General features: G+C 74.2%; 15 protein-coding genes. 7 read left to right on the plus strand and 8 right to left on the minus strand.

Going from position 1 to position 14,859, the window contains the following annotated elements; genetic code table 11:
- Positions 1-53: 53 nt before the first annotated feature.
- The 3 genes from ACU616_RS02500 to ACU616_RS02510 are packed head-to-tail and all read right to left on the minus strand — an operon-like array spanning position 54 to position 3,585.
- On the minus strand, positions 54-1,289 hold the full coding sequence (locus tag ACU616_RS02500) for a CPBP family intramembrane glutamic endopeptidase (RefSeq protein ID WP_446756910.1): 1,236 nt from the start codon (positions 1,287-1,289) through the stop codon (positions 54-56).
- Positions 1,286-2,776, minus strand: coding sequence for a glutamate--tRNA ligase (gene gltX, locus ACU616_RS02505; RefSeq protein WP_446756911.1), 1,491 nt, complete (start codon positions 2,774-2,776; stop codon positions 1,286-1,288). Before gltX ends, ACU616_RS02500 begins: the two co-directional genes overlap by 4 nt.
- Positions 2,773-3,585 (minus strand): fumarylacetoacetate hydrolase family protein, encoded by an 813-nt coding sequence (locus tag ACU616_RS02510; RefSeq protein ID WP_446756912.1) that lies wholly within the window; start codon positions 3,583-3,585, stop codon positions 2,773-2,775. Before ACU616_RS02510 ends, gltX begins: the two co-directional genes overlap by 4 nt.
- Positions 3,586-3,647: 62 nt before the next feature.
- Between ACU616_RS02510 and ACU616_RS02515 the strand changes: the two genes are divergently transcribed.
- The 5 genes from ACU616_RS02515 to ACU616_RS02535 all read left to right on the plus strand — a co-directional run bounded on the left by ACU616_RS02515 (position 3,648) and on the right by ACU616_RS02535 (position 6,828).
- Positions 3,648-4,028 carry a VOC family protein gene (locus ACU616_RS02515; RefSeq protein WP_446756913.1) on the plus strand — a complete coding sequence of 127 codons (381 nt, stop codon included), beginning with the start codon at positions 3,648-3,650 and terminating at the stop codon, positions 4,026-4,028.
- 117 nt (positions 4,029-4,145) lie between these two features.
- On the plus strand, positions 4,146-4,475 hold the full coding sequence (locus ACU616_RS02520) for a putative quinol monooxygenase (protein WP_446756914.1): 330 nt from the start codon (positions 4,146-4,148) through the stop codon (positions 4,473-4,475).
- A gap of 99 nt (positions 4,476-4,574) precedes the next feature.
- Positions 4,575-5,687, plus strand: a complete 1,113-nt coding sequence (locus ACU616_RS02525; protein ID WP_446756915.1) for a sensor histidine kinase — start codon at positions 4,575-4,577, stop codon at positions 5,685-5,687.
- Positions 5,684-6,337 carry a response regulator gene (locus ACU616_RS02530; protein ID WP_446756916.1) on the plus strand — a complete coding sequence of 218 codons (654 nt, stop codon included), beginning with the start codon at positions 5,684-5,686 and terminating at the stop codon, positions 6,335-6,337. Before ACU616_RS02525 ends, ACU616_RS02530 begins: the two co-directional genes overlap by 4 nt.
- An 80-nt stretch (positions 6,338-6,417) precedes the next feature.
- The gene (locus tag ACU616_RS02535) at positions 6,418-6,828 is read left to right on the plus strand and encodes a hypothetical protein (protein ID WP_446756917.1); all 411 of its coding nucleotides are present in this window, start codon (positions 6,418-6,420) and stop codon (positions 6,826-6,828) included.
- A 57-nt stretch (positions 6,829-6,885) separates the two neighbouring features.
- On the opposite strand, the gene cimA is transcribed toward ACU616_RS02535, so the two are convergent.
- The 3 genes from cimA to serA all read right to left on the minus strand — a co-directional run bounded on the left by cimA (position 6,886) and on the right by serA (position 11,394).
- A complete protein-coding gene (cimA, locus tag ACU616_RS02540; RefSeq protein WP_446756918.1) occupies positions 6,886-8,475 on the minus strand; it encodes a citramalate synthase in 1,590 nt (529 codons plus the stop codon).
- Positions 8,476-8,757: 282 nt separating this feature from the next.
- Positions 8,758-9,777, minus strand: coding sequence for a 3-isopropylmalate dehydrogenase (locus ACU616_RS02545; protein ID WP_446756919.1), 1,020 nt, complete (start codon positions 9,775-9,777; stop codon positions 8,758-8,760).
- Between the two features lie 15 nt (positions 9,778-9,792).
- A complete protein-coding gene (serA, locus tag ACU616_RS02550; RefSeq protein ID WP_446756920.1) occupies positions 9,793-11,394 on the minus strand; it encodes a phosphoglycerate dehydrogenase in 1,602 nt (533 codons plus the stop codon).
- A gap of 199 nt (positions 11,395-11,593) precedes the next feature.
- Between serA and ACU616_RS02555 the strand changes: the two genes are divergently transcribed.
- On the plus strand, positions 11,594-12,451 hold the full coding sequence (locus ACU616_RS02555; RefSeq protein ID WP_446756921.1) for a hypothetical protein: 858 nt from the start codon (positions 11,594-11,596) through the stop codon (positions 12,449-12,451).
- Positions 12,452-12,564: 113 nt separating this feature from the next.
- On the plus strand, positions 12,565-13,104 hold the full coding sequence (locus ACU616_RS02560) for a DUF805 domain-containing protein (protein WP_446756922.1): 540 nt from the start codon (positions 12,565-12,567) through the stop codon (positions 13,102-13,104).
- Between the two features lie 63 nt (positions 13,105-13,167).
- Here ACU616_RS02560 and ilvC read toward each other — a convergent pair whose 3' ends face one another.
- Positions 13,168-14,196, minus strand: a complete 1,029-nt coding sequence (gene ilvC / locus ACU616_RS02565) for a ketol-acid reductoisomerase (protein ID WP_446756923.1) — start codon at positions 14,194-14,196, stop codon at positions 13,168-13,170.
- A 91-nt stretch (positions 14,197-14,287) separates the two neighbouring features.
- Positions 14,288-14,815, minus strand: coding sequence for an acetolactate synthase small subunit (ilvN, locus tag ACU616_RS02570; protein ID WP_446756924.1), 528 nt, complete (start codon positions 14,813-14,815; stop codon positions 14,288-14,290).
- Positions 14,816-14,859: the final 44 nt, after the last annotated feature.

Genomic DNA, 14,859 nt, shown 5'->3' on the forward strand with positions numbered 1-14,859 from the left:
CCGGCACCTCGCGGCGCCGGGGAAGACGATACCCGATGTCCGCGGACCGGGTGTCACCACCCCCGGGTCCGCGGGTCGCCGGCCGCGACGCGCAGGTCCCGGGCCGCCGTGACCAGCTCGGGGTGCAGCCGCCGGCGGGCGGCCGCGACGGCGGCCACGTAGGCGCTCATCGACAGCAGCGTGAGCAGCAGGGACAGCAGTCCCACGCCCGCCGGGACCTCGTCGGTGGTCACGCCGTCGCCCAGCGTGCCGGCCAGGCAGAACACCAGCACGTTGTTCACCGCGTGCAGGACGATCGCCGCCTCGAGGCCGCCGGTGAGCCAGACCACGGCGGAGGCGGCCAGGCCGAAGGCGAACCGGTCGAGGAAGGTGACGACGTCGCCGGGGGCGTGCGCGGCCGAGAACAGCGCGGCGGTGACGACGGCGGCCACCAGCGCGCCGGCCCGCGGGCTGCGGATCCACCCGGCGATCGCCTGGCTGAGGTAGCCGCGGAAGACGTACTCCTCGGCGGCGGACTGGATCGGCGTGGTGAGCACCACGACCAGCAGCAGCCAGACGAGGTCGTCGACCGGGCCGGTGACCGCGCCCCCCTCGACCAGGAACCCGAGCAGCACCGACAGGCCGATGCCCACGCCGAGCGTGGCCAGGGCCCGCAGGGTGAGGGGCGCGAACAGCCGCCAGCGCAGCTGCGCCAGCACCGACGACGACCAGCCCGGCCGCATGCCGTGCGCGGCCACCCAGAGCAGCCACACGATCGGGATGGCGACGATCAGCGAGAGGTTGGTCAGCAGCAGCGTGCCGGGGTCGACCAGGTCGAGCAGCGCCAGGTCCGGGGTGATCCCGGTGAGCAGGGTCAGCAGGACGACGACGAAGGCCGCCACCGAGTAGGCGACGGCGAACAGCAGCAGCCCGAGCAGCGGCCGCCACCACGCCCAGTCGCGCGAGCGCATGGCGAGCAGGTAGGGCACCGGCTCGTCGTGCGGGGGCGTCCCGGGGGGCGGCGCCAGCCGCACGCCCGGCGGGAACACGGCCGGGGGCGGCGCCGGCCGGGCGTCGAGGACCGCCTGCTGCCAGGACGGGGCGCCGGGCAGGTGGGTGTGCGGGGCCGGCTGCGCGGGGACCGGCCCCAGCGGCCAGGGCACCGGCCCGGCCGCCGCGCCGGGCGGCGGCGGGTACCGGCCGCGGGACGCTCCCGGGACGTACGGCGGCGCCCCGTAGGGACCGGTCGGCGGCGGCCCGGTGTAGGGCTCGTCGCCACCGGGCGGCCACGGCCCGGGCGGGACGGTCACCCGGCCGTGTCCCGGGCGGCCGCGAGGCGGGCGAGCGTGCGCTCGCGGCCCAGCAGCTCGAGCGACTCGTAGAGCGGCGGGGACACCGTGCGGCCGCTGACCGCCACCCGCACCGGCCCGAAGGCCTGCCGCGGCTTGCGCCCGAGGCCCTCGACGAGCGCCTCCTTCAGCGCGGTCTCGATCGCGGCGGCCGACCACTCCGCCAGGCCGCCGAGGGCCGCGGAGGCCGCGGTCAGCACCTCGCCGTCCTCCGGGCGCAGGTTCTTGGCCGCGGCGGCGGGGTCGACGTCGACGTCGTCGGTGAACAGGAAGCCGACCAGGCCGACGACGTCGGAGAGGACCACGGTGCGCTCCTGCGCCATCGGCGCGATCGCCCGCAGCACCCGGTCCTGCTCGGGCGTCGGCGGGTCGGCGACCAGGCCGGCGCCGGCGAGGAAGGGCACGACCCGGTCGACGAACTCCTCGACGGGCAACTGCCGCACGTGCGTGGCGTTGATCGCCTCGGCCTTCCGCACGTCGAAGCGCGCCGGGTTGGCGCTGACCCGGGTGACGTCGAACGCCCCGGCCATCTCGGCCATCGAGAACACGTCGCGGTCCTCGGCGATCGACCAGCCCAGCAGCGCCAGGTAGTTGGCGAACCCCTCGGGGAGGAAGCCGCGCTCGCGGTAGACGTCGACGTTGGACGTGGGGTCGCGCTTGGACAGCTTCCGGTTGCCCTCGCCGGTCACGTAGGGCAGGTGGCCGAAGCGCGGGGCGCCCCGGGCGACGCCGACGTCCTGCAGCGCCGCGTAGAGGGCGAGCTGGCGGGGCGTGGAGGGCAGCAGGTCCTCCCCGCGCAGGACGTCGGTGATGCCCATGAGGGCGTCGTCGACGGGGTTGACGAACGGGTAGAGCGGCACGCCGTTGCCCCGGACGATGACGAAGTCGGGCACCGACCCCGCGGCAAAGCGGACCTCGCCGCGCACCAGGTCGGTCCAGACCATGTCCTCGCCGCTGTCCGCGTCGGGCATCCGCAGCCGCAGCACCGGCTCGCGGCCCTCGTCGCGGAAGGCGGCCTTCTGCGCGTCGGTGAGGAAGCGGTCGGCGTTGTCGTAGCCGAGCTTGGGGTCCTGCCCGGCCGCCCGGCGCCGCGCGTCGACCTCCTCGTTGGTCGAGAACGACTCGTAGGCGTGCCCGGCCTCGAGCAGCTTCGCGGCGACCTCGCGGTAGACCTCGTGCCGCTGCGACTGCCGGTAGGGGCCGTGCGGGCCGCCGACCTCGGGCCCCTCGTCCCAGTCCAGGCCCAGCCAGCGCAGGCTGTCGAGCAGGTGCCGGTAGGACTCCTCGGAGTCGCGGGCGGCGTCGGTGTCCTCGATGCGCAGGACCAGGCTGCCCCCGGAGTGCCGGGCGTGTGCCCAGTTGAACAGCGCGGTCCGCAGCAGGCCGACGTGCACCGTCCCGGTCGGCGACGGGCAGAAGCGGGTGCGGACCTCGCCCGGGGCACTCACCGTCCGGCCCCGGCGGTCGAGGTCGGGTCGGCCCCGCTGACGCCGTTGGTCAGCGATCCCAGCCCCTCGATGGCGCACTCGACGCGCTGGCCGGGGGCGATCGGCCCGACGCCGGCGGGGGTGCCGGTGAGGACGACGTCGCCGGGCAGCAGGGTCATGACCTGCGAGATGGTGGAGACCAGCGTGGGGACGTCGAACAGCAGCTGGCTGGTGCGCCCGGACTGGCGCAGCTCGCCGTCGACGGTGCAGGTGATCGCCAGGTCGGCGGGGTCCTTGCCCAGGGCGCCCAGGTCGGTCTCGATCCAGGGGCCCAGCGGGCAGAAGGAGTCGAAGCCCTTGGCGCGGGTCCACTGCCCGTCGGCCGCCTGCATGTCCCGCTCGGTGACGTCGTTGGCGATCGTGTACCCGAACACGCTGGCCGGGACCTGCTCGGGGGTGAGGTTGCGTGCTCCGCGGGCGCCGATGACGACGGCGAGTTCGACCTCGTGGTGCACGTTCGTGCTGCCCGGCGGGATGCGGATGGCGTCGCCGGGGCCGATGACCGACGTCGAGGGCTTGAGGAACAGCAGCGGCCGCTCGGGGGCGTCCCCGGTGTTCATCTCCTTGACGTGCTCGGCGTAGTTCTTGCCGACGCAGACCACCTTGCTCGGCAGGATCGGCGAGAGCAGCCGGACGTCGGCCTGCGCGAAGCGCTGGCCGGTGAAGGAGATGGTGCCGAACGGGTGGCCCTCGATCTGGGCGACCTGGCCGTCCCCGTCGAGGACGCCGAAGGACATGCCCGAGGGCGAGGCGAAGCGGACGATGCGCACACCGTCGAGGCTACTGACCCGCCCGGGCCGCGCCGACGCCGCCGGACCCCTACGGTCGCAGCGTGGCCGCCCGCTTCAGTGAGCTCGTCGTCGACTGCCGCGACCCCGAGGCGCTGGCCGCCTGGTGGGCCGGGGTGCTCGGCTACCGGGTGCTCGGCCACGACGAGGACGGCGCCGTGGAGATCGGCCCGGAGGCCGGCTTCGGGGGCGCCGCACCGACGCTGGTGTTCGCGCCGGTCCCCGACCCCGCCCCGGGCAAGCCCCGGCTGCACGTCGACCTCTCCCCCACCGACCGCGACCAGGACGCCGAGCTGCAGCGGCTGCTCGACCTGGGGGCGACCCGGGCCGACGTCGGGCAGACCGGGGACGAGAGCTGGCACGTGCTCGCCGACCCGGAGGGCAACCCCTTCTGCCTGCTCCGCCGCCGGCTCGACCCGCCGTAACACTGTCGTCCTCCGGACGACACCGCGACCAGGAGCGGTCCCCGGCGGTGCGGAGCCCGCGCGGCCGCTCCGTCGCGGAGCCCTCCGGGCCCCACTCGGATCGACCAAGGAGACCCCGTGATCCTGATCGTCATCAAGTTCCCCGTCCGCCCCGACGCGATCGACGAGTTCCGCGCCCACGCCGACGAGTACGCGGCGGCGGTGAACGCCGAGGAGGGCAGCCTGTTCTTCGAGTGGTCGCGCAGCGTCCTCGACCCGAACACGTTCGTCTGCATCGAGGGCTTCCGCGACTCCGATGCCGGCGCCTCGCACGTGGCCACCCCGCACGCCAAGGCCGCCTTCGACTGGATGTCGGACCTGGTCGCCGAGCAGCCGCAGATCGTCTACGTCGACGCCCCTGACGTCAGCGGCTTCGGCCCGATGGGCGAGGTCCGGCCCCGCACCTGACCCTCCGGCCGGCGGACACGCGCCGGTGGCCCCCTCCCGGGTCGGGAGGGGGCCCCCGGCGTGTTGACCGGGCCGAGACGGCGGCGCGAGAGTGACCAGGTGACCCGCGCCCTCGCGGTGCTGACGCTCCTGGCACTGCTCACCGTGGTGGTCGAGGCGACCGACGACCCGCACCCGCTGCTCCCCGTCGCCCTCGCGGTGACGTACGCGACGCACGCGCTCCTCGCGCTCCCGTGGCTGGCCCGCCAGCCCGTCCCGCGCCGGTACTGGCTCGCGGCCGGACACGTGTGCCTGCAGCTGCCGCTCGGGATCCTGCTCTTCGACGTCTCGGGCCCCGGTGTCGGGACGACGCTGCTGCTGCTGGTGCTGGTCAGCCAGAGCGTGCTGCTCCTCCCCCTCCCGGCGGCCGCGCTGGTCACGGCCGCCGTCCCGCTCGTGCACCTGGGGATGAGCTGGGGGGACTTCGCGCGCAACGGCCTGGGAGCGCTGGGCGCCGCGGTCTTCACCGCCGTCGTCACCGAGCTGCTCAAGCGCGAGCAGCGGGCCCGGGCCGAGCTCGCCGAGGCCAACGAGCGGCTGCGCGGGTACGCCGCGCAGGCCGAGGAGCTCGCGACCACCCGCGAGCGCAACCGGCTGGCCCGCGACATCCACGACGGCCTCGGCCACCACCTGACCGTCGTCCAGGTGCAGGTGCAGGCCGCCCGGGCGGTCCTGGCGTCGGACCCCGGCCGCGCCGACGACGTCCTCGCCAAGGCCCAGACCCAGGCCAGCGAGGCCCTGGCCGAGGTCCGCCGGTCGGTCGCCACGCTGCGCGAACCCCGGACCGCACCACCGCTGCGCACCGCGCTCGAGGCCCTGACCGCGGAGGTCTCCGTGGCCGGTGTCCCCGCGACGCTCGAGGTCGTGGGCACCGAGCGGCAGCTCCCCGCGGAGGCCGAGGAGTCCCTGTTCCGGTCGGCGCAGGAGGGGCTGACCAACGTCGGCAAGCACGCCGGCGCGACGTCGGCCCGGGTGACCCTGACCTACGGCGAGGACGGGACGGTGCGGCTGGGCGTGCGGGACGACGGCCGCGGCCTCCCGGCCGGGGGACGGGACCCGCGCGCCTTCGGGCTGGTGGGCCTGCAGGAGCGGGCGGCCCGCGCGGGCGGTTCGCTCCGCGTGGCCTCGGTGCCCGGCGGCGGCACCGAGCTGCTGGTCCAGGTGCCGGGGTGAGCGCCGTCCGCGTGCTGGTGGTCGACGACCAGGCGCTCTTCCGCGAGGCGCTGGTCACCCTGCTGGGCACCCGTCCCGAGGTCGAGGTGGCCGGGGAGGCCGGTGACGGTCACCAGGCGCTGGAGCGCGCGGCCGCGCTGCAGCCGGACGTCGTCCTCATGGACCTGCACATGCCGGTCCTCGACGGCATCGGCGCGACCCGGCGGCTGCGGGTGGAGCAGCCCGGCGTCCGGGTGCTGGCGCTGACGACCTTCGACGACGACGAGGACGTCTTCGCGGCGCTCCGGGCCGGCGCGGTGGGCTACCTGCTCAAGGACGTGTCCGCGGACCGCCTCGTCGAGGCGGTGACCGCTGCGGCCCGCGGCGAGTCGGTGCTCCAGCCGTCGGTGGCGGCCAAGGTGCTGGCCCGCTTCGCGCAGCTCGACGACGCCCCCCGGTCCCGGCCGCAGCCGCTGGTGGTGCCGCTGTCCGGCCGCGAGCTCGACGTCCTGCGGCTGCTGGCCGACGGGCACAGCAACCGGGAGATCGCGGCGGCGCTGTTCCTGGCCGAGGGCACGGTGAAGAACCACGTGACCACCGTGCTGGGCAAGCTCGGCGCCCGGGACCGCACCCAGGCGGCGCTGCGCGCCCGGGCCCTCGACCTGCTCTGACGGGGGTCACGCCGGATCGTGACCGGGGAGCGTGACCTCCGGCACCTGGCAGGGGCCCCGCGGCACCCCACCCTTCGGGCATGACGACGCAGACCCCGCCCCAGCACACGCGCAGCCGCGGCCGGCGCACCTGGCACCTCGTCCGCCACTACCTCGAGATGCTCGTCGCGATGATCGCCGGGATGGTCGTCCTGGGCGCCGCCGAGGGCCTGGTCTGGCCCGGGCTCGACGACCGCGCCGACGTCCACGCGCTGGTCATGGCGACCAACATGGCGATCGGCATGGGCGCCTGGATGCGCATCCGCGGGCACTCGTGGCCGGCGATCACCGAGATGTCGGCGGCGATGTACGTGCCGTTCGCCGTCCTGCTCCTCCCCTACTGGGCCGGCGCGGTCTCCGGGGACACCCTGTTCACCGCCGGGCACGTGCTGATGCTCCCGGCCATGGCGCTGGCGATGTGGTGGCGCCTCGACGAGTACGCCCACTGCTGACACGGCATCCCGCCGTCCCGCCTCCCCCCGCGCGTGGGGTGGCGGGACGGCGGGATGTCAGCGGCAGCGGACGGCGTAGGTCAGCGCGTCGACCAGGGCGTGCCAGGAGGCCTCGACGATGTTGTCGTGGACGCCCACGGTGGTCCACTCGCCGACGCCGTCGGTGGAGTCGATGAGCACCCGGGTCGTGGCGCTCGTGCCGCCCTTCCAGCCGAGGATGCGGACCTTGTAGTCGGCCAGCGAGACGTCGGCGAGCTGCGGGTGGCGGCTGACCAGCGCCTGGCGCAGCGCGTTGTCCAGCGCGTTGACCGGGCCGTTGCCCTCCCCGGTGCTGATGACCCGCTCGGCCGTGCCGTCGGCGTTGGGCAGGAGCACCTTGACCGTCGCCTCGCTGACGACGACCCCGTTGCCCCAGTGCTCGACCGTCGTCCGGTAGCTCTCCAGCTCGAACAGCGGGTCGGGGGCGCCGGGCAGCGAGGCGCGCAGCAGCAGCTCGAAGGAGGCGTCGGCGGCCTCGAAGGACCAGCCGTCGGCCTCGAGCACCTTGACCCGGTCGACGACGTGGCCGACGACGTCGGCGTGCCCGTCGAGGTCGACGCCGAGCTCGCGGCCCTTGAGCTCCACCGAGGCGCGGCCGGCCATCTCGGTGACCAGGATGCGCATGTCGTTGCCGACCAGCGCCGGGTCGAGGTGGTTGTACAGCTCGGGGCTGACCTTGATCGCGCTCGCGTGCAGGCCGGCCTTGTGCGCGAACGCCGAGGCGCCGACGTAGGGCTGGTGGTCGTCGGGGGCGATGTTGGCCAGCTCGGCGATCGCGTGGCTGACCCGCTGCAGCTCGGTCAGGCAGTCCGCGGGCACCACCGGCAGGCCCATCTTCGTGACCAGGTTGGCCACCAGCACGAAGGTGTCGGCGTTGCCGGCCCGCTCGCCGTAGCCGTTGGCGGTGCCCTGCACGTGGGTCACGCCGGCCTCGACGGCGGCCAGCGAGTTGGCGACCGCGCAGCCGGTGTCGTCCTGGCAGTGGATGCCCAGCCGGCCCTCCACCCGGGAGCGGACGTCGGCCACGACCCGGCCCACCCCCATGGGCAGCATGCCGCCGTTGGTGTCGCACAGGACGCCGACCTCGGCGCCGGCGGCGAACGCCGTCCGCAGCACGTCGACGCCGTGGTCGGGGTCGGCGGCGTACCCGTCGAAGAAGTGCTCGCAGTCGACGAACACCCGGCGGCCGTGCGCGACTAGGTGCGCGACCGTGTCGCCGACCATCGCGAGGTTCTCCTCCAGCGTGGTCCGCAGCGCGTCGCGGACGTGCCGGACGTCGGACTTCGCGACCAGGCAGACCACCGGGGTCTCGGCGTCGAGCAGCGCCTGCACCTGCGGGTCGTCCTCCACGCGCACCCCGGCCCGGCGGGTCGACCCGAACGCGACGAGCACCGCGTGGCGCAGCTTGAGCTCGGTGCGGGCGCGGGCGAAGAACTCGGTGTCCTTGGGCAGCGCCCCGGGCCAGCCGCCCTCGATGTACCCGACGCCGATCTCGTCGAGCAGCCGCGCGACGGCGAGCTTGTCGGGGACGGAGAAGCTGATCCCCTCGCGCTGGGCGCCGTCGCGCAGCGTGGTGTCGAAGACGTGGAACGAGGCGTCGGTGGCCACGGGTGCTCCCGGGGGGTCGACGGCGACCAGGCCCCTCACACGAGAAAGACCCCCCGGGTACGGAGGGTCTGCGCGCGGTCGGGGTGCTGACCGCGCGCTAGCCGATGATGAGGGTCGTGCCGGGGAGGTGCATCACCGGGCAGTGTAGCCCTCGTGACGCGGTGGAACGGCCCCCACGGCAGAAGGACCCCGTCCTCCTCACCACTCGCGAGCTCGCGGCGAGCCCCTGGACGGGGCCTGGCGCGAGCCTGCGAGTGGTGGGGGGGTAGGAGGGTCCCTTCCTCAGCCGGCGAGCGCGGCCAGGCGGTCGCCGACCTCGGTGGTCCGCACCGGCTGCTGCGGGTCGCGGGTGGACAGGTCGAAGGCGACCGCGGCCTCGACCTTGCGCGCCGAGTCGCCGCGGCCGAGGTGCTCCAGCAGCAGGGCGACCGACAGGACGGTGGCCGTCGGGTCGGCGACGCCCTGCCCGGCGATGTCGGGAGCCGAACCGTGCACCGGCTCGAACATGCTCGGGTTGGTGCCCGACGCGTCGAGGTTGCCGCTGGCGGCCAGCCCGATGCCCCCGGTCACGGCCGCCGCGACGTCGGTGACGATGTCGCCGAAGAGGTTGTCGGTGACGATGACGTCGTAGCGGCCGGGGTCGGTGATGAAGAACATCGAGGCCGCGTCGACGTGCTGGTAGGCCACGGTGACCTCCGGGAACTCCGCGCCCACCTCCTCGACCGTGCGCGACCACAGCGACCCGGCGTGGGTGAGCACGTTGGTCTTGTGGATGAGGGTCAGGTGCCGGCGCGGCCGGGCCGTGGCCCGCTGGAAGGCGTAGCGGACGACCCGCTCGACGCCGAAGGCGGTGTTGAGGCTGACCTCGGTGGCCACCTCCTGCGCGGTGTCGCGGCGCAGCACGCCGCCGTTGCCCGCGTAGGGGCCCTCGGTGCCCTCCCGGACGCAGAGCATGTCGATCGCGCCGGGGTCGGCCAGCGGGCTGCGCACGCCGTCGAAGAGCTTCGCCGGGCGCAGGTTGACGTGGTGGTCGAGCTCGAAGCGCAGCCGCAGCAGCAGGCCGCGCTCGAGGATGCCCGGCGGCACGCTCGGGTCGCCGATCGCCCCGAGCAGGATGGCGTCGTGGCCGCGCAGCTCGTCGAGCACCGTGTCCGGCAGCAGCTCGCCGGTCCGCTGCCAGCGGGCGGCGCCCAGGTCGTACTCGGTGGTCTGGAGGTCCGGGACCACCCCGCCGAGGACCTTGAGGCCCTCGGCCACCACCTCCGGGCCGATGCCGTCTCCCGCGATCACTGCCAGGCGCATGGCGAGGACCCTAGGTCAGCGCGGGTCGAGGTCGGCCGAGCGGGCCTCGCGCGCCCCGATGCGGCCGGCGATGTCGCCGAGCAGCTCGGCGGGCACCGGGCTGTCGACGGTGACCGCCATCAGCGCCTCGCCCCCGCGGGTGGTCCGGCTGACCTGCGCGCCGGCGATGTTGATCCCGGCCTCCCCCAGCGCGGCGCCGACGGTGCCGACGACGCCCGGCCGGTCGGTGTAGACGAAGAACAGCAGGTGGCCGGACAGGTCGAGGTCCATGTCGAAGCCGTCGACCTCGACCAGCTTGGGCACCTGGTTCTTGCCGAACAGGGTGCCGGAGACGGCGACCTCGCGGCCGTCGGCCATGGCACCGTGCACGCGGACGAGGTTGCGGTAGTCGGGGCTCTCGACGTCGCCGGTCAGCGTCACGTCGAGGCCGCGCTGCTGGGCGAGCAGCGGGGCGTTGACGTAGGTGACCTGCTCCTCGACGACGTCGGAGAAGACGCCCTTGAGGACGGCGAGCTGCAGGACCGAGTCGTCGAACTCGGCCAGCTTGCCGCGCACCTCGACGGTGACCGACTGGGCCAGGCCGCCGGCGACCGCGGTGAACACCGTCCCCAGCTTCTCGGCCAGCGGCAGACCGGGCCGCACGTCCTCGGCCACGACACCACCGGCCTGCACGTTGACCGCGTCCGGCACGAACTCGCCCTGCAGCGCCAGGCGCACCGAGTGCGCGACGGCGGTGCCGGCCTTGTCCTGGGCCTCCGTCGTCGAGGCGCCCAGGTGCGGCGTGACGACCGTGTTGGGCAGCGCGAACAGCGGGCTGTCGGTGCAGGGCTCCTGGGCGTAGACGTCGAGGCCCGCGGCACCCACCTGGCCCGAGGCGAGCGCGTCGGCCAGCGCGGCCTCGTCGACCAGCCCGCCCCGGGCGGCGTTGACGATGATCACGCCGCGCTTGGTGGTGGCCAGTTCCGCGGACCCGATCAGCCCGAGGGTCTCGGGCGTCTTGGGCAGGTGGACGGTGATGAAGTCGGCCTCGCGGAGCAGGTCCTCCAGCGACACCATCCGCACGCCGAGCTGGGCGGCGCGGCCGGGCTGGATGTAGGGGTCGTAGGCGATCAGCGTGGTGCCGAAGGCGGCCAGCCGCTGGGCCACCAGCTGGCCGATGCGCCCCAGGCCCACGACACCGACCACCTTGTCGGTGACCTCGACGCCGGTGAACCTCGAGCGCTGCCAGGTGCCCTCGCGCAGCGACGCGTCGGCGGCCGGGATGTGCCGGGCGGCGGCCAGCAGCAGCGCGACGGCGTGCTCGGCCGCGCTGACGATGTTGGACGTCGGCGCGTTGACGACCATGACGCCGCGCTCGGTCGCCGCGGCCACGTCGACGTTGTCCAGCCCGATGCCGGCGCGGGCGACCACCTTGAGGTTCGGCGCGGCCGCGAGGGCCTCGGCGTCGATCTGCGTGGCACTGCGGATCACGACCGCGGCGGCGTCGGCGAGCGCGGGCAGCAGGGCGGACCGGTCGGCGCCGTCGACGTGGCGGATCTCGACGTCGCTGCCGAGCACCGCCAGCACGCTGGGGGCCAGTTGCTCGGCGATCAGGACGACGGGCGCGTTCTCGGTCACGGGCACACAGCCTAGGGAGACGACCGGCCTCCGCCCCGTCCAGCCCCTGGGGCGGCGAGCCGGGTCACCGCCCGGTCACGAGGTGCCCCGCCCGACTCGACACCCCGAACGAGGGGTGCTCTGGTTGTCCGTGTCGCGGCCGTCCCAGCATCCTGGCGGCCGGGACTGCCGGCACGGGCCGGCGCCAGCGGAGGGGACCATGAGCAACTACGGCAACGACCAGGGCACGGGCGGGACCTCCCCGTACGGCCAGGGCCAGCAGGGCCAGGGACAGCCCGACCTGACCAAGCGGTCGGACCAGCCGACGGGCGCCTCGGCCGCCGGCCAGCAGGGGCAACCGCAGCAGGACCAGCCGCACGGCCAGTACGGCCAGTACGGGCAGGGCCAGCAGTACGGACAGGACCAGTACGGGCAGGGCCAGCAGTACGCACAGCCGGGCCAGCCGCAGTACGGCCAGCAGTACGGGCAGCCGGGCTACGCGCAGCAGTACGGGGAGGGCCACCTCCAGCAGTACGGGCAGCAGGGCTACGCCCAGCAGTACGGGCAGTACGGCTACGCCCAGCAGTACGGGCAGGGCGCCGTCCCGGCCAAGCCCGGAGGTGTGGTGACCGCCGCCGTGCTCGGCTTCGTCCTCGGGGCGATCGGTGTGCTGATCAGCCTGGTCACGATCTTCTTCGGCGCCTTCGCCGCCACCAGCGCCTCCTCCGGGGACCTCGAGGAGGAGCTGCCCGGCTTCGGGTCGGTGGCCGGCGCCGTCGGCGGCGTGCTGCTGGTGTTCGGCCTGCTGGCGCTGATCTGGACGGTGATCACGATCTGGGGCTCCGTGTGGGCCCTCACCGGGCGCAGCCGGGTGCTGCTGCTGATCGGCGGCTCGATCGCCCTGGTCTTCACGCTGATCGGCCTGATCGGGAACCTCACCGCCGCCGACACCGCCGGGGCGGGGGGCATCGTCACCAGCCTGCTGTTCTTCCTGGCCGCGCTGGCGATCGTCGTGCTCCTGTCGCTGAAGCCGGCCGCCGCGTTCTTCGCGGCACACCGCGCCCGCCGCGGCCGCTGACCGCTGTCACCAGAAGGGGTCTGCCCGTCCGGGCAGACCCCTGCTGGCGTCCCGGATCCCCCTACAGCCGGCCACCGGCCGCCGACACGGCGCGACGACCTCCAGGAGGAACGATGACCGGCCCCAGCTTCGAGAAGGACCCCCCGCCGGGAGACCAGCCGGGGTACGGGCAGCAGCCGTACGGGCAGCCCGGTCCCCACGGCCAGCAGCCCGGCTACGGCCAGGGGTACGGCGCCCCGGCTCCCCACGGCTACGGTGCCCCCTCCCCGCAGGGCGGGACCGCCATGGGCTTCTCCGACGCCGTGCGCAGCGTCCTGACGCAGTACGCCACCTTCACCGGGCGGGCACGGCGCGCCGAGTACTGGTGGTTCGCCCTGTTCAGCGTGCTCGTCGTCATGGTGGCCGCGATCATCGACGTCGCGATCGACGTCCCCCTCTTCCAGCTGGTGGTGAGCCTGGGACTGCTCGTCCCGAGCCTGGCCGTCGGCGTCCGGCGCCTGCACGACACCGACCGCTCAGGCCTGTGGCTGCTCATCGGGCTGGTGCCCTTCGGCGGCATCGTGCTGCTGGTCTTCTACTGCCTGGAGGGGCAGCGGCACCCCAACCGCTACGGCCCCGACCCGAAGACGCCGCTGGGCAGCTGGGCCTCCTGACCCACACGCGAACGGCCCCCGCTGCCTGCTGGCAGCGGGGGCCGTTCGCGTGTGCGGGGTGGTTCAGCCGCGGGCGGCGGTGCCGGTGTAGTCGTCCGACGTCGACACCCAGCTCATCAGGCCGCGCAGCTTGCGGCCGGTCTCCTCGATCGGGTGCGCCTCGGCCTCGGCGCGGCGGCGCGTGAAGTCCGGCGCGCCGGCGTCCTGGTCGGCGATGAACTCCGCCGCCCACGAGCCGTCCTTGATGCGGGCCAGCACGTCCTTCATGGCGTCCTTGACGTGCTGGTCGATGATCTTCGGGCCCGACGTGTAGTCGCCGTACTCCGCGGTGTCCGACACCGACCAGCGCTGCTTGGCGATGCCGCCCTCGTACATGAGGTCGACGATCAGCTTGAGCTCGTGCAGGCACTCGAAGTAGGCGATCTCGGGCTGGTAGCCGGCGTCGGTGAGGGTCTCGAACCCGGCGGTGATCAGCGCGCTGGCGCCGCCGCAGAGGACGGCCTGCTCGCCGAAGAGGTCGGTCTCGGTCTCCTCGGCGAACGTCGTCCGGATGACGCCGGCGCGGGTGCCGCCGATGGCCTTGGCGTAGGACAGCGCCAGCTGCAGCGCCTGGCCGCTGGCGTCCTGCTCGACGGCGACCAGCGCGGGCACGCCCTTGCCGTTCTCGAACTCGCGGCGCACCAGGTGGCCGGGGCCCTTGGGGGCGACCATGGCGACGTCGACACCGGCCGGGGGCTTGACGTAGCCGAAGCGGATGTTGAAGCCGTGCGCGAAGAACAGCGCGTCGCCGTCCTGCAGGTTGGGCTCGATCGACTCGGCGTACACCTTGCGCTGCACGTGGTCCGGGACGAGGACCATGATCAGGTCGGCCTCGGCGGCGGCGTCGGACGGCGTCACCACGCGCAGCCCCTCGGCCTCTGCCTTGGCCCGGCTCTTGGAGCCCTCGGGCAGGCCGACGCGGACGTCGACGCCGGAGTCGCGCAACGACAGGGCGTGCGCGTGGCCCTGGCTGCCGTAGCCGATGACGGCGACGGTCCGCCCCTGGATGATCGACAGGTCGGCGTCGTCGTCGTAGAAGATCTCGGCGGCCATGCGGTGGTGCTCCTTCTGGTGAGGGGATGGAACGGCCCCCTCGCAGGGTCCCGCCGCGAGCCTGCGAGCGGCGGGGGGCGAGGGGGTCCTTCTAGGCGCTGCGGTCGACCGGGCGCAAGGTACCGGCGCCGCTCATCGAGCGCGGCCCCCGGCCCAGGGCGACGGTGCCCGACTGCGCCATCTCCTTGATCCCCATCGGGGCCAGGACGGCGAGCAGGGCCTGCAGCTTGTCGGGGGTGCCGGTCGCCTCCAGCGTCACGGTGTCGGTGTTGACGTCGACGACGCGGGCGCGGAACAGCTCGGCGGTCTGCAGCACGGTGGTGCGGTCGGCCAGGGGCGCGCGCACCTTGACCAGCAGCAGCTCGCGCTGCACCGCGGCACTGCCGTCCAGCTCCACGATCTTGATGACCTCGATGAGCTTGTTGAGCTGCTTGGTCACCTGCTCCAGCGGCGCGGACTCGGCGTCGACCACGATCGTCATCCGCGACAGGTCGGGGTTCTCCGTCGGGCCGACGGCCAGCGACTCGATGTTGAAGGCGCGCCGGCTGAACAGCGCCGAGACACGGGCCAGCACACCGGCCTTGTTCTCGACGAGCACCGACAACGTGTGGCGGGTCATGCCAACTCTCCCTTACGGCAGATCGTCACCAGCGGCGGCCCCCG

The organism is Geodermatophilus sp. URMC 62 (assembly GCF_052931475.1).

What these genes read in the sequence shown, in the direction of transcription:
- ACU616_RS02535 (WP_446756917.1), top strand. Translation starts at nt 6,418, where the DNA reads ATGACGACGCAGACCCCGCCCCAGCACACGCGCAGCCGCGGCCGGCGC.
- ACU616_RS02545 (WP_446756919.1), bottom strand. Translation starts at nt 9,777, where the DNA reads ATGCGCCTGGCAGTGATCGCGGGAGACGGCATCGGCCCGGAGGTGGTG.
- ACU616_RS02555 (WP_446756921.1), top strand. Translation starts at nt 11,594, where the DNA reads ATGAGCAACTACGGCAACGACCAGGGCACGGGCGGGACCTCCCCGTAC.
- ACU616_RS02560 (WP_446756922.1), top strand. Translation starts at nt 12,565, where the DNA reads ATGACCGGCCCCAGCTTCGAGAAGGACCCCCCGCCGGGAGACCAGCCG.
- ilvC (WP_446756923.1), bottom strand. Translation starts at nt 14,196, where the DNA reads ATGGCCGCCGAGATCTTCTACGACGACGACGCCGACCTGTCGATCATC.
- ilvN (WP_446756924.1), bottom strand. Translation starts at nt 14,815, where the DNA reads ATGACCCGCCACACGTTGTCGGTGCTCGTCGAGAACAAGGCCGGTGTG.